Source organism: Burkholderia sp. BCC1999 (assembly GCF_905339975.1).
GTDB lineage: Bacteria > Pseudomonadota > Gammaproteobacteria > Burkholderiales > Burkholderiaceae > Burkholderia.
This window is the reverse complement of sequence record NZ_CAJPHP010000005.1, coordinates 332555-345438: the sequence shown is the minus strand read 5'-3', so window position 1 is coordinate 345438 and position 12884 is coordinate 332555. Positions and strand designations below refer to the sequence as shown.

Sequence of the window (12884 nt, the reverse complement as noted above, 5' to 3'; positions counted from 1 at the left end):
TGAAAAAGTGTCAACCTATTTCAGGACGGGACAGCTGCAATAAAAAAGCGCGGCAATTCAAATTGCCACGCTTTTTTTCGTCCGGTGAGGCCGTTACGCGTTGCGATGCGAGACCGGCGTTTCGGGCGTCGGGTATTGCGCGTCGCGGAACGTCTCGAGGATCACGCGGTTGGTGTCGCAGTACACCTGCCAGTAGTTCTCGGGTGCAGTGGACGGACGCACGAACAGCAACGGGCCTTCCGGCGTGAACTGGAACACGCCGACGTCCGGTGCCGGGTTGGTCAGCACGTTCGGGATCTGCTGGATCGACGACTTCAGGCGGTTGATCGCGTCAACCGCATCGACGCCGTTCGCGATCTTCGCGGTCAGGTCGACACGACGGTACGACGTCGCGCTGTAGTTGGCGATGTTGTCCGAGAAAATCTTGTTGTTGCCGACGATCGTGACGATGTTGTCCGGCGTGATGATCGTCGTGCCGAACAGGCCGAGCTCCTTCACCGTGCCGGTGACGCCGCCCGCGTTGATCACGTCGCCGATCTTGAACGGGCGCAGCACCTGCATGAATACGCCCGCGGCGAAATGCGCGAGCAAGCCGCCCCAGGCGGTGCCGATCGCGAGGCCGAGGCCGGCGAGCAGCGCGGCGAACGAGGTGGTCTGCACGCCGAAGATCTGCAGGATCGCGAGGATCAGCAGGATCGTCAGCAGCACGCCGACGACGGAGGTCAGGTAGTCGGTGAGCGTCGGGTCGACCTTGCCGCTGCGGCGTACGACCTTGCCGAGCAGGCGGGTACCGATGCGGATCGCCCAGCGGCCGACGAACCACAATACGATCGCGGCGAGGAGGTTGAGGCCGAAGTCGAGGCCGCGGGTCATCAGGAATTGCTGGGCGGTGGCGAGATCGATCATGCGTTCTCCGAAGTCAAGGGTGAAAAGGGCGGCGCATGCACCGGGGTGGGTGGCGCTTTTATAACCTGAGCTGGGAGGGGCGGGCAACCTGTCTTACGTTGCTTGACGAAATGAAAGACGGGCAGGACGCGTGTGCGTGCTGCCCGTCTAGTGCATCGGATCGACGCTGGTTGCGGCGTGTGACCCGGAAGTTGCCGTGTTTACTTCGCTGCGCGGCCGTAGGTGTCTTCGAAACGGACGATGTCGTCTTCGCCGAGATACGCGCCCGACTGGACTTCGATCAGTTCGAGCGGGATCTTGCCCGGGTTCGTCAACCGGTGGGTCGCGCCGAGCGGGATGTAGGTCGACTGGTTCTCCGTCAGCATGATTTCCTTGTCGCCGTTCGTGACCATGGCCGTGCCCTTCACGACGATCCAGTGTTCGGCGCGGTGGTGGTGCATCTGGAGGCTGAGCTGTGCGCCAGGGTTCACGATGATGCGCTTGACCTGGAAGCGGTCGCCCTGGTCGATGCCTTCGTACGAACCCCACGGGCGAACGACGCGACGGTGCGTGACCGATTCGTGGCGGCCGGAGGCGTTCAGCCATTCGACGATCTTCTTGACGTCCTGGGCCTTGTTGCGATGCGCGACCAGCACGGCGTCGGCGGTTTCGACGATCACGATGTTGTCGAGACCGATTGCGGCAACCATCCGGTGTTCCGCGCGGATGTACGAGTTCTTTACCGAATCGGTGAAGATGTCGCCGATGAGCGCGTTGCCTTGATCGTCTGCGTCCGCGATGTCCGCAAGCGCGCTCCACGATCCGATATCGTTCCAGCCGAGGTCGGCCGCCGCGACGACGGCTGCGCGCTCGGTCTTTTCCATCACCGCGTAGTCGATCGAGACGTTCGGGCAGGCCGCGAACACGTCAGCGTCGAGGCGGACGAAGTCGTTGTCCCGCTTGGCGGATTCGAACGCGAGTTCTGCCTGACGGGCGATTTCCGGTGCATGGCGATGCAACTCCTCCATGTACGTGGACGCCTTCAGCATGAACATGCCGCTGTTCCAGTAGTAGTTGCCGTCGCTGAGGAAGCGCTCGGCTGTCGGTGCGTCGGGCTTTTCGACGAACGCGTCGACCTTGTAGACCTGCTTGCCGTCCGCGACGGCCGGGCCGCGACGGATATAGCCGAAACCGGTGTGCGCTTCCGTCGGCGTGATGCCGAACGTGACGAGGTGCTGGTCTGCTGCGATGGCGGCTGCCTCGCTGGCTGCGGCGATGAATGCCGGCTCGTTGAGGATGACGTGGTCGGACGGCAGCACCAACAGCAGTGCGTCGGGCGATTCGTGCAGGGCGAGCAGCGCCGCGATCGCGATCGCGGGCGCGGTGTTGCGGCCTACCGGTTCGAGGACGATCGACGACGGCGTGATGTTGACCTGGCGGAGCTGTTCCGCGACGAGGAAGCGTTGTTCGTTGTTGGTGACGACGATGGGGGCGGCGGCGCCGGGAATGTGCTGAAGGCGGGACGCCGTCTGCTGGACGAGCGTCTGATCGCCCGTCAGCTTCAGGTATTGCTTCGGATAGCCGCCGCGCGACATCGGCCAAAGGCGGGTGCCGCTGCCGCCGCAAAGAATGACTGGGTAGATCATTAAAGTCCTCGGAAAGAAAATTCGCTGGAATGCTTGTATGGTTGATTATGAATGCGCTTTTAAGAATATTTGTAACTAACAACGCATGCTGGATTATGTATCGGTGCTTTCGCAAAAGAAGCGGCGATTCTGCCACGCCGAGTGGGAAAGCGCGTTGCGAATCCAGCGTGTCGCCTTAATTAAAGGGCGTGTGCGGCTACCTTGAATTTCATCCAAAGGGCGTGCAGCTTTGGGCGCTAACTGGCGGACGATCGATTCGGGCGTCGTAAATAAATTCAACTTCCAGTCCCAATATGTTGCGTATCGAAGCAAGACACCCGCTGTAAGCATGTCAAGTGTCAACTGTCGCGTACGCCAGGACTGCGGAAGTACATCGTGCGTCAGTCCCCAACCTGCATAGAACGGATGTCCGTAAGTATGGACCGGTTTGTTTCTCATCAGGGCATCGAAGCCAGCGAGAGACGATAGGACATGCACCTCATCACAAGCGTCGATCAGCGAAATGAGGTCGGCATCCATGTCTACGATGTCTGCGAGATGTGCTGCGTCGACGAGTCCCGCGCGATTGCCTGATAGTACATCCGGGTGGGGCTTATAGACGATGAAGGCGTCTGGCCGCCGTGTACGCACTTCCTTGAGTAACGCCTCCGAAGTGGCAATATCGCTGGTACCCAGACGGATGGATGCATCGTCGGAAACTTGGCCTGCAACGAGTACAATCGGCTTGCTTGTCGGCGCATGCCATTCGGGTGCTCGACGTCCGAGGTTGTATTTGGTGACGCCGGTGCGCACGATTTCGCTACGCAGGTGTGCGGCACGTGCCAGTTCGTCTTCGGTGAACAACGCCGAATTCAGTATCTCTGTCAGGTCATTAGGGCGTCCTGCGTCGAAATACATACCCTGGAAATCGATGACTTGGCTGCATGGTGGTGACATGTCGGAGCCGAGTCCCGCTGAGTGGATGAAGCCATCTTCAATCCTGATGTGCTTCACATTAATCGGGAGTCCTTCGGTTGAGCGCCCTCCCCAGACTGCTGCAATTTCGCTTGCTTGCACGCGTCCGGGATCCGAAACCCATCGCAGTTTGCCACCTCCGCACGAAAGATATGGCGTCGCGTATGGGCGTTTCCACCACTGGAATCGTATGCCCGCTACGTGGTTGAGTGCGGCAAAGCGTGCTGCGACGCAATGTTGCAACTCAATGGAATCGAGTGCGGATTCGAGTGTGTCAAGCTGGTAGGTCTGTGGATTAAAATACTTTGCAAAACGAATGAAAATTGCTTCAAACAGCGCGGAAAGCGAGGGGCGCGAAGTACGTTCCGGCATGTGGAGGCCGTCGTTCGTCAAACCCCATCCGGCATAGTACGGCGATCCGTAAACATGTACGGAGACTTGTGCGAGTAGTGCTCCCATGCCCTCCGATGCACCAACTACGTACACTGCGTCGACTTGCGTGAGCACCTCACAGAATGCGTGTGCGGGATTTAGCGGTCGTGTTCCCGCAGGAAGCAACGTGCGCGCTGAAAGCCAATGACCTGAGCCGGGATCAGATGAACGCAACAGCCAGAATTCTGCATCGGGATGTGTGGCGAGTGCCGCATCGATCATCGTCCGGAACCGCTGTCGACGGCGGCGCGATGGTGTACAGAAATCCGTGTGGGAATGTTCTCTTTCGTCGATTAAGAGGACGCGTTTGGTTGAGGTCGGGGCATGCCATTCGGCAGGAAGATCGATGAATTGTCGACGAACGTGTAATGCATCGCTTTGTAGCACGCGCGTCATTAGCGTCAACGTGTGCGGTTGAGATGTAGCACAACTGACGGTGCACAATGAGTGATTCAATGCGGCAATAAATGTTCCGCGTTGCTTCTCATCATTGGGAATCCGAAACCACGAAAGCGGAGGAGCGTGACGGGTTCGGCGTGCAAGGATGGGGCCAGGGAATACAGGCTCCGCCGTCGCACCGATCATTTTGGCGATGTGTGCTGTTGCGGCGCCGGCCCTGCGATCTACCCAGATGTAAGGTGAGCGGCCCCGCAGCCAGCTGACGAGGCGGCGGCCATGTGAAATCGTGTCAGGATCGATTTCGTACTTCGCAAGTGACGAAGTGCTTCGGTCGGTCGAGGCGCTCATTTAGTCAAGGGAGGCAAGAAAGTCATCGACCTTCTCGAAATGTTCGGCCCAAGTCGGTTCGCGGAACTGTTTGATGCGTCCAGCCTGGCTTGCTCGCTCGACGCTATCACGTTTTGCGTAGGCTTGAATGTGTGCGATCCACGCTGGGCCATCCAGGGGGTCAAGATAGTCAGGTATGTCGGAGGCAATTTCGTGAAAAACCGACAAATTGCTTGCCAGCACCGGTACGCGAAGCATAAGTGCTTCTACGAGCGGCATTCCGTATCCCTCGACGAAAGATGGGAACAACATTGCGCGCGCATGCTGGAGCCAACTCGACAATCGCTCATCACTGCAGTTCGATTCTTCGATGACCGTGCCTCGTAGTGGAGCGCATCGCTCAAGCATGTCGACGACGTTCTCGCATTCCCAGCCCCTTCTCCCGATAATGACCAGCTTCGGGGCGGATTCGCCCATAAGCTCAGTGATGCGGCGCCAGACATGCAGCATGAACCAATGGTTCTTGCGTGGTTCGATTGTGCCAAGCATGACGAAATAAGGTGCATCGAGTGGCGGCTGGCCGCTTGATTCCAGGGTATCGATTCCCGACGCTAGATGCGCGACTACGACGGGCGGTAGCGGAAGACCGATGCGCTTGGCCTCTTCGGCAAGGGCATCGCATGTGAATTGCGAGTTCGCGATCAGCCCGTCTGCATGTCGAATGGCGGTATGAATCCGGCGGCGATGGGCCTCGTCAACTCCCGGGCGGCAATACTCGGCATGTGTGATCGGAATAAGGTCGTGCACCATGAACACGGACCGGGCTCCACGTCTTGTCATCGCTTGGTAATAGCGCGCATGCTCCATTCCGTTGTGGCTGGTGTGCAAGAGAATGGAGCGACCGAGTCGTGTCGGTCGAAGCTGGTTGACGAGTGTGCGCGCCACCATTTGACGAATCGTATGCTTGTTAAAGGAAGAAGACAGCAGGGAGGCAAACGATTGCTGTGAATCGCGTTCCGTCATTATCGCGGAAAATCCGCGCTCGCTGAGCACAGCGCGGGCTGTCGGCCCATAACGACGGATATACGCCAGCCCAACTCGATCGACGCCCGTCGGCAACAACCCGTCGTAGAGCCGGGTAATGAGGCGTGTGATGTCAAGAAGAATTTGTGTCACCGCAACGCAGCGTCATTATGTTTTCGCGGACCGACCAACGATCAGCAGGATCGTCACGTGAGCCCCGGTTCGTTGCGGAAGGGTACCCGTAGCGGCATTAACGGTTGGCTCTGAAAGCAACACATTAAAGCGAAACATTCTATTCTATCTTTCAACATGCGACAATTCGGGATCAGTTTGAGTCCACTACATCGCTACAATGTCTCGCTTACCATCCCGTGCTCTTCTATCCGTGGTTGCCACGGGTGCGTTCATATTATCGGCCTGTTCGGCTATCCCAACCTCTGGCCCGAGTCGCTCGCAGATCGAGCGGAGCGCGGGTGCGCCTGAAGACCAGGGGCGCGAAGCCGGCATTCAAGTTGTTGACGTGAACGACCAGATTGCAAGGCGGCTGTATGCTGAGCGAATCAGGTCGGATTTTCTGTCGACGCTCGGCGGCACGCCTGCGTTTCAGCAACAACTGGGGGTGGGCGACACGATCGAAGTATCGATCTGGGAGGCGCCGCCTGCCACGTTGTTTGGCGCTACCGCTCCGTCGGACGGGCGCAGCGCCGGACCGACCAATGCGCGCGTGACAGTCTTGCCGGATCAAACGATCGACGGCAGTGGCATGATTAACGTGCCGTTCGCGGGGGCGGTCCGGGCGGCGAATCGTACAACCACGCAGTTGCAGCAGGATATCGCCGCGCGGCTCAAGAATATTGCTCACGATCCGCAGGTGCTGGTCAAGTTGTCGCGGAACGCGACATCATATGTGACGATCGTCGGGGATGTCGCAAGCAGCAATCGGATGCAGCTTTCTGCCCGCGGCGAACGGCTTCTCGATGCGCTTGCAAGTGCGGGCGGTGTCCGTCAGGCCGTGGATAAAGTCACCATTCAAATAACACGTGGCGGCGCGGTTGTTCAGATGCCTCTCGAGACGGTTATTCGCGATCCGCGCCAGAATGTCCCGTTGCGGGCAGGAGATGTCGTCACCGCGCTGTATCAGCCGTATAGCTTCACTGCTCTGGGCGCTACGGGCAAGAACGAAGAGATCAACTTCGAGGCTCAGGGTATCACGCTGGCCCAAGCGCTTGCGCGTGCTGGAGGGCTTCAGGACTCTCGATCCGATGCTCAGGGAGTTTTCATTTTCCGCTTGGAAGATGCAAAAACGCTTCAGTGGCCGACTCAGCCCGTCCGAACGACCGTCGATGGCAAGGTTCCCGTTATCTACCGTATCAATCTGCGCGATCCGAACTCGTTCTTCGTAGCGCAAAGCTTCATGATGGATAACAAAGACCTGCTGTACGTATCGAACGCGCCCATCACGGAGCTCCAGAAGTTTCTGAATGTCGTGTTCTCGGTGGCGTACCCAGTCGTAACCGGCGTTCAAACATTCAGATAAAGCAGCGGGCACACGCCAGCATCGTTCGGTCTTCGGCGACCGATGCTGGCGTAGCGAGGGCAAGCGTAGTATCGACGGTCGAGACGGTGATTGCAGATGCGATACCCAGCAGTGGCGCGATTACTTTGTCGATCATACGCTAAATATCCAAAAAGATAATAGTCAATCATGGGCAAGCGCACGCAATTCGATCGTAATAGGAAAATATTCGGTACCGATGCCATAAGAGAGAAGGCGTCGATTTCGAAGGGGAATCAGACGGTCGATAACTCAACCATTAACGAATCGACTCCACTAATGGTGTCAAATGAGCCGCGCGCGAAGGGCGAGCTTCGCGAACGGGCGTCGCGTCCTGAAATCGATGTTGCGTCATCGATGGAAATGCTGAGGCTGGTGATCTGCAAGCGACAGCCAAGAGATGGCGCGACCGGAGATATGGGTGCGCTCATCGGCCATGCTTCGAGTCGTCACCTTGACGACTTTCTCGACGTTGCGAACGATGAGTTCATCGAGGCTGCGTTTGCCGCTGTTTTGCGGCGAGACGTTGATAATCGAGCCTTTTACTACTACATGCGCCAACTGGATGGCGGGCGATCACGTCTCGATGTGCTGAGCGAATTGCTGTCGTCTGGGGAGGCCGCGGAGAAGGCGTCCGACAACAATGCGCGGGCCGTCGAGCGGCAGCACGACTCGCTTCGCATCCAGATCGAAGAGCGACGGGCAATGCCGCGGCGGTCGGTCGAAGTGATAGGGGGGGGGGGGGCGTGATACGTCCTCGCCGCAGGTTTCCACGCGCGGCGCCGGAGATGGGGCGTCACCGAGTGTGCCGGCCAGCGAATATCAAGGGCCGTCTTCCGTTCACGCGGAAATCGATATCGTAGGAGCACTGATGTCGATCCGGGAGCGGCTGTCTACCTATCCCGCAACACCGGCACTTCCTGGATTGAGCCGTCGAGCGCCTCAGATCGAGGTTGCTGGCAGGGCGTTGAGGCCGGCTGAGATGCCCCAAGTGCACTTTCCTGGCGGCGGGAGAGCGCTAGACGCACAGCCGGTGTACAGGGTTGAAGAGTTGCTGTGTGGCTCCGAAAAGGAGTTTCTCGAGCGTACTTACACGGTATTGCTGGGCCGTAAGCCGGACCAAGGCGGCGAAGAATATTATCTTCGCATGCTGTCGAGCGGCACTGCCAGAATCGAAGTGATCGCCTCGATTCTGGCCTCGGACGAAGCCATGCACAGGCGTGTCAAAGTGATGGGCATAACATGGCGCCGATGGGTCGGGCGTCTAGGCAAGTGGCCAGTGATCGGTCACGCTTGCAGGCGGTTCGCGGACAGGTCGCCGGCGGACTTCGTTCATGTTCAGTCGCTGCAGTCGTTTCACGACGAAGATTTCGTCAATCGTGCCTACCGCTCGATTCTTGGTCGCGCGCCCGACCCGAGTGGTGCCGAACGTTATCTGCGCGCACTTCGCAAAGGCGAAAGCAAGATTCGCTTGATCCGGGATATTCGACGGTCCAAAGAAGGCCAGCGGCGAGGTGTTCGCGTTGGTGGCTTGGGAATGGCCCATTTGTGGGAGGCGGCCGTCGACACGCCGGTGCTGGGAGGGTTGCTCGTCTTCGGCGCGGCGCTTGTCAAGACGCCGGACTGGAGGCGTGAAGCGCGTCACCGTGAGGCACGAACCGAGCATATCTTTGCTGCACTAAATCGCAATACGGTTGTGATGCAACAAACCGTCAATAGCGGCTTTGATGTGCTGAAGAGCGTGATTGACGATATTGCTGATCAAGTGGATCTGTTGTCAGAGGCGCATCGTGCCGACGATCTGCGGACCGAACTCGATATTCTGAGTCAGAAGATTGCTACGATCGAAGCTCAGTCGAACATCTTGCGAGACAGTCTGATCGATCTCGCGAAGCACGCCGAAGTCGATCGCGAATGAGGTTCGTGTTGTGCCGCGTCGGTGGCCGGCACGACAGCGAGTGAACAATGTGGTCAGTGAGTTGATATGAAATCCGAAATATATCTCGTTACGCCATGGTTTGGTACGTTTGCTGGTGGTGGGGAGGCGACGTTCCGGGCATTGTCGAAGAAATTTAAAGCGTGTGGTATCGACGTAACCGTCCTGACTACAACTAGCAAGTCGCCATATTTGGATTGGCACAAGGACGCGCATCCTGCTGGTGAAAGCGTTGTCGACGGAACTCGCACGATTCGGTTCGAGGTTGATCAGCGCAACCAGGACGATTTTCATTTGGCGGTGAGAAAGCGCCTTGATGGTCTGCCCGTCGAGCGCCACCTGCAGGATGCATTCTTTACGCTAGGGATGAATTCCCAGAAGCTGATCGATTTCGCTTCGAAGTTGCCCAAACACGTTCCGATTCTGGCAGGGCACTACTATCAAGCCCTCGCGCCGTCACTGATCAATGCGTTACCCGGTCGCATTTCGTTCATGCCGGCTTTCCACGATGAACCCGAATTTTATTGGTCGCCGATCGAGGCGAGTGTTAAGCGGGCTCGTCACTTGCTTTATCTGTCGCAAGAAGAGAAACGGTTGACGATCGCCGCACATGGGCGTGCCGGTGGCCGGAAAGTAGTGGAAGCTCCGGTAGTCGGGCTTGGAGTCGAGTTACCGGTATCGCTTGAGAGCCGCGAGAAAATAAAGGCAATGCGATTGTCGGTCGCCGAGAAATTTAAGCTGCCGGGTCGCTATTTCACCTACGTTGGCCGCATTGAGGAGGGCAAGGGGTTGTCGTATCTGCTGCCTTGGTATGAGGAGTGGAGCGCGCAGCGTGAGGCAGCCGGATTGCCGACGATCCCGTTGGTCCTCGTCGGCGCCGGGAATATGGAAATCGTTCCCAAGTCGAAGCATTTCATTTCCACGGGCTATGTCTCGCTCGAGGAGAAGTTTGCGATTGTGTCCGGTGCCGTCGCGCTGATCAATCCTTCTGTAATGGAAAGCTTCTCTTATGTCGTAATGGAGTCCTGGCTTGTGGGGCGTCCGGTGGTCGTGCCACGACAATGTTCAGTGACGAGTGGACATTGCGATCGCTCGGGTGGCGGGGAGGTGTTTGCCGATCAGGCGCAGTTCGAGGCCGTGTTGAATAAGTTCACGCAATCAGATGTCGCTGATGGCCTTGGCGAAGCAGGCCGTAAATTCGTCAATCAAGAATATGGTTGGCCGGTTGTGATGAACCGTCTGCTGCACGCAATGGAGTTGGCATGAAAGTATTGATTGACGGGCAAACCCTTGGAACTCCCGAGATGTCGCGCGGTATCGGCCAAGTGTTTCTGCGCATTGTGGAAGGTATGGTGACGCATGAGATCGGCATCAAATGGTTCATTGCGATTCGCGATATTAGTTGGCTGAATCATTTCTCGCCGCAAGTTCGCGATGCACTTCGTCCGATCGTTTTGCCTCCGCTCGAGGCGAGCGGGCCTCAGGTTGAATGGTGCCGCGCCTACGGCGGCCAGCTTCAGAGTTTGCATGCGCAGCACAATTTTGACGTCTACTGGAACGTTAATCCGTTGATGATCAATGTGCACTATCCGTTTGGTCTTCGGGGTGTTCGTATCGTCTGCACGTTGCATGACTTGATTCCGGCGGTATTTCCCGAGAAATACTACGGCGAGTGGCGTGACGAGCTCGTCGACGACTACAAACTGCGCTTGGAGGAAATCGCGGCGCACGCGCACACGGTCATGTGTGTTTCGTCGCACAGCGCAAAAGATTTTCGACGGCTTTTGCCCGCGGCGAAAGCGAGGGCAGTGGTCGGAACGCTGGCGAGCGATTTCACTCGGATGTGGCCATCGACCGTGGGGCCGAGGATGTCAAATCCGCCGTATGTTTTGTACGTGGGCGGATTCGATCCTCGCAAGAACATGGCCGGTGCCGTACGCACGTTTGCAAAATTCTATGCGGGCCTGCCGCGAGACTCGCAGCGTCCGATCTTGCGTCTGGTGTGTGCACACACCGACGAGCAACGTGCGCAGATCATTGCAGAGGCGCGTGAGCTTGGGGTCGCGGACGCCATTGATCTGACCGGGTACGTCAGCGACGATTATCTTGGGCAGCTGTTTCGCGGAGCCAGCCTGTTCTTCTTTCCGACACTGTACGAAGGATTTGGCCTTCCGGTGCTCGATGCGCTTGCCTGTGGTATCCCGGTGGTGGCTAGCAATAACTCGTCGATTCCCGAGGTCTGCTCGGGCTACGGCTATCTCTTTGACGTCGACGATGACGACGATGTGGTCGACAAGCTGTCGACCGCCTGGCGCGATCGCGTCTCCCGTCCCGGGCCATGGATGGAGAACGCCGAGCACGCACGTGAATTCCATTGGACGAAAACGTGTAATGCTTATCTCGCGTTGTTTCACAGCATGCGAGAGGAGGTGATATCGTCGGGCACGGCGCATCGAATCAAAATTGCGTATTTGTCGCCTTGGCCGCCGCAGAAGAATGGCATTGCCGACTACAGTTTTGCGCTGGTCCAGGAACTGGCGAAGCTCGCCGATGTGACCGTCTTTACGCCGGCAGAAAATCCACTGCCGCTTGCCGGCGTATCAGTTCAGCCGATCGATACATACCGTAATCGCTCGGGTGAGTACGACCGCGCGATTTACCATATCGGCAATGGTCTCGACCATTGTGAAATTTATCGTTGCGCGTGGGATATTCCAGGCGTTGTCGTCATTCACGACTACAACGTGCATCCGTTTACGCAGCACGGATATTTGTTCAAGGGGGAGCGTGCGTTCTACCGAACGATCCTCACTTGGTATGGAGAGCGCGGGGAGGCGGCTTGGGCGGAAGTCGAAGGTGGCGGATATGCGGACATCTGGGAGTTCCCGATGACGGAGCCCCTAGTTGCGCGGAGTACGGCGGCGGTCGTGCATTCGCGATGGGTCGCCGATCGCCTCGCGAATGAGGCAACACCGGTGCTGGCGTCGCATCACGGTACGCATCCGAAGCCGATGGTAGTGGAGGAAGACAGGGCGGCGGCATTGAAGCAGCTGAAGCTCGCGCAGTCGGAGTTTTACGTCGGTGTATTTGGCTTTGTCAACAAGAACAAGCGAGTCGACGTAACGATGCGAGCAGTCGCACAGTTGCGCAGTGAAGGATACCCGGTATCGATGTTGCTCGTCGGCGAGGCGAACGATTCGGAGATCGATTTGCGCGGGTGGGCTCGAGAGTTCGAGTTGCCGGATGCTGCTTGGCACCACACTTCGTTCGTGTCGCAAGAAGACTTCTTGAGGTACATGTGTGCGTCCGATGTCATCGTGAATCTCCGCTATCCGACGATGGGCGAGTCGTCCGGATCGCTATTCAACTCGTTCGCGCTTGGCAAAGCATGTATCGTCTCGAATCTTGCGCAGTTCGCGGAACTGCCGCATTCGGTCGCTTGGAAGTGCGATCTGGACGAGTTTGAGGTGCCGCAGTTGGTGGAATACCTGCGGTTCATGTTCGAAAATCCCGATGCACGCAACCAACTGGCCCTCAATGCGTATCGCTTCGCGAGAGACTTCGCCAGCTTCGAGGAATCTGCACGAAGGTACGTCGAAGCGGCCTCGCTGAGGTAGTATCCCGTCGTAGCAATACGAACGATGCTACGTGGCCGATGGAACAAGCGCGAGGTGGGTACGAACATCGTATGCCAGCCTGGACTGGCACGACATAGGCGTGCCACATA

General features: G+C 57.8%; 10 protein-coding genes. 5 read left to right on the top strand and 5 right to left on the bottom strand.

What is annotated here, in order from left to right; all coding sequences use genetic code 11:
* Window positions 1–93: 93 nt before the first annotated feature.
* The 4 genes from U5809_RS09785 to U5809_RS09770 form a co-directional block, all read right to left on the bottom strand.
* A complete protein-coding gene (locus U5809_RS09785) occupies window positions 94–906 on the bottom strand; it encodes a mechanosensitive ion channel family protein (RefSeq protein ID WP_322086319.1) in 813 nt (270 codons plus the stop codon).
* A gap of 200 nt (window positions 907–1106) precedes the next feature.
* Complete coding sequence (locus tag U5809_RS09780) at window positions 1107–2531, bottom strand: mannose-1-phosphate guanylyltransferase/mannose-6-phosphate isomerase (RefSeq protein WP_322086318.1); 1425 nt, start codon at window positions 2529–2531, stop codon at window positions 1107–1109.
* Between the two features lie 93 nt (window positions 2532–2624).
* Window positions 2625–4664, bottom strand: a complete 2040-nt coding sequence (locus U5809_RS09775) for a capsular biosynthesis protein (RefSeq protein ID WP_322086317.1) — start codon at window positions 4662–4664, stop codon at window positions 2625–2627.
* Window positions 4665–5819 (bottom strand): glycosyltransferase family 1 protein, encoded by a 1155-nt coding sequence (locus U5809_RS09770; protein WP_322086316.1) that lies wholly within the window; start codon window positions 5817–5819, stop codon window positions 4665–4667.
* Between the two features lie 199 nt (window positions 5820–6018).
* On the opposite strand from U5809_RS09770, the gene U5809_RS09765 reads away from it, so the two are divergent.
* The gene (locus tag U5809_RS09765; RefSeq protein WP_322086315.1) at window positions 6019–7203 is read left to right on the top strand and encodes a polysaccharide biosynthesis/export family protein; all 1185 of its coding nucleotides are present in this window, start codon (window positions 6019–6021) and stop codon (window positions 7201–7203) included.
* Here U5809_RS09765 and U5809_RS09760 read toward each other — a convergent pair.
* Window positions 7196–7339 carry a hypothetical protein gene (locus U5809_RS09760; protein ID WP_322086314.1) on the bottom strand — a complete coding sequence of 48 codons (144 nt, stop codon included), beginning with the start codon at window positions 7337–7339 and terminating at the stop codon, window positions 7196–7198. The genes U5809_RS09765 and U5809_RS09760 overlap by 8 nt on opposite strands.
* A gap of 32 nt (window positions 7340–7371) precedes the next feature.
* Here U5809_RS09760 and U5809_RS09755 point away from each other — a divergent pair, with 32 nt between their 5' ends.
* The 4 genes from U5809_RS09755 (at window position 7372) to U5809_RS09740 (ending at window position 12774) form a co-directional block, all read left to right on the top strand.
* Window positions 7372–7971, top strand: a complete 600-nt coding sequence (locus U5809_RS09755; protein ID WP_322086313.1) for a DUF4214 domain-containing protein — start codon at window positions 7372–7374, stop codon at window positions 7969–7971.
* Window positions 7972–8092: 121 nt separating this feature from the next.
* Window positions 8093–9139 (top strand): DUF4214 domain-containing protein, encoded by a 1047-nt coding sequence (locus tag U5809_RS09750; protein ID WP_322086312.1) that lies wholly within the window; start codon window positions 8093–8095, stop codon window positions 9137–9139.
* A 66-nt stretch (window positions 9140–9205) separates the two neighbouring features.
* On the top strand, window positions 9206–10423 hold the full coding sequence (locus U5809_RS09745) for a glycosyltransferase family 4 protein (RefSeq protein ID WP_322086311.1): 1218 nt from the start codon (window positions 9206–9208) through the stop codon (window positions 10421–10423).
* Entirely contained in the window at window positions 10420–12774 is a 2355-nt protein-coding gene (locus U5809_RS09740) for a glycosyltransferase (RefSeq protein ID WP_322086310.1), read from the top strand. The genes U5809_RS09745 and U5809_RS09740 overlap by 4 nt, the downstream gene beginning before the upstream one ends.
* Window positions 12775–12884 lie beyond the last annotated feature (110 nt).

Excerpts from the sequence above, each read along its gene's own strand:
- U5809_RS09745 (WP_322086311.1), top strand. The coding sequence starts at position 9,206 with ATGAAATCCGAAATATATCTCGTTACGCCATGGTTTGGTACGTTTGCT.
- U5809_RS09755 (WP_322086313.1), top strand. The coding sequence starts at position 7,372 with ATGGGCAAGCGCACGCAATTCGATCGTAATAGGAAAATATTCGGTACC.
- U5809_RS09780 (WP_322086318.1), bottom strand. The coding sequence starts at position 2,531 with ATGATCTACCCAGTCATTCTTTGCGGCGGCAGCGGCACCCGCCTTTGG.
- U5809_RS09740 (WP_322086310.1), top strand. The coding sequence starts at position 10,420 with ATGAAAGTATTGATTGACGGGCAAACCCTTGGAACTCCCGAGATGTCG.
- U5809_RS09775 (WP_322086317.1), bottom strand. The coding sequence starts at position 4,664 with ATGAGCGCCTCGACCGACCGAAGCACTTCGTCACTTGCGAAGTACGAA.
- U5809_RS09750 (WP_322086312.1), top strand. The coding sequence starts at position 8,093 with ATGTCGATCCGGGAGCGGCTGTCTACCTATCCCGCAACACCGGCACTT.
- U5809_RS09765 (WP_322086315.1), top strand. The coding sequence starts at position 6,019 with ATGTCTCGCTTACCATCCCGTGCTCTTCTATCCGTGGTTGCCACGGGT.
- U5809_RS09760 (WP_322086314.1), bottom strand. The coding sequence starts at position 7,339 with ATGATCGACAAAGTAATCGCGCCACTGCTGGGTATCGCATCTGCAATC.
- U5809_RS09785 (WP_322086319.1), bottom strand. The coding sequence starts at position 906 with ATGATCGATCTCGCCACCGCCCAGCAATTCCTGATGACCCGCGGCCTC.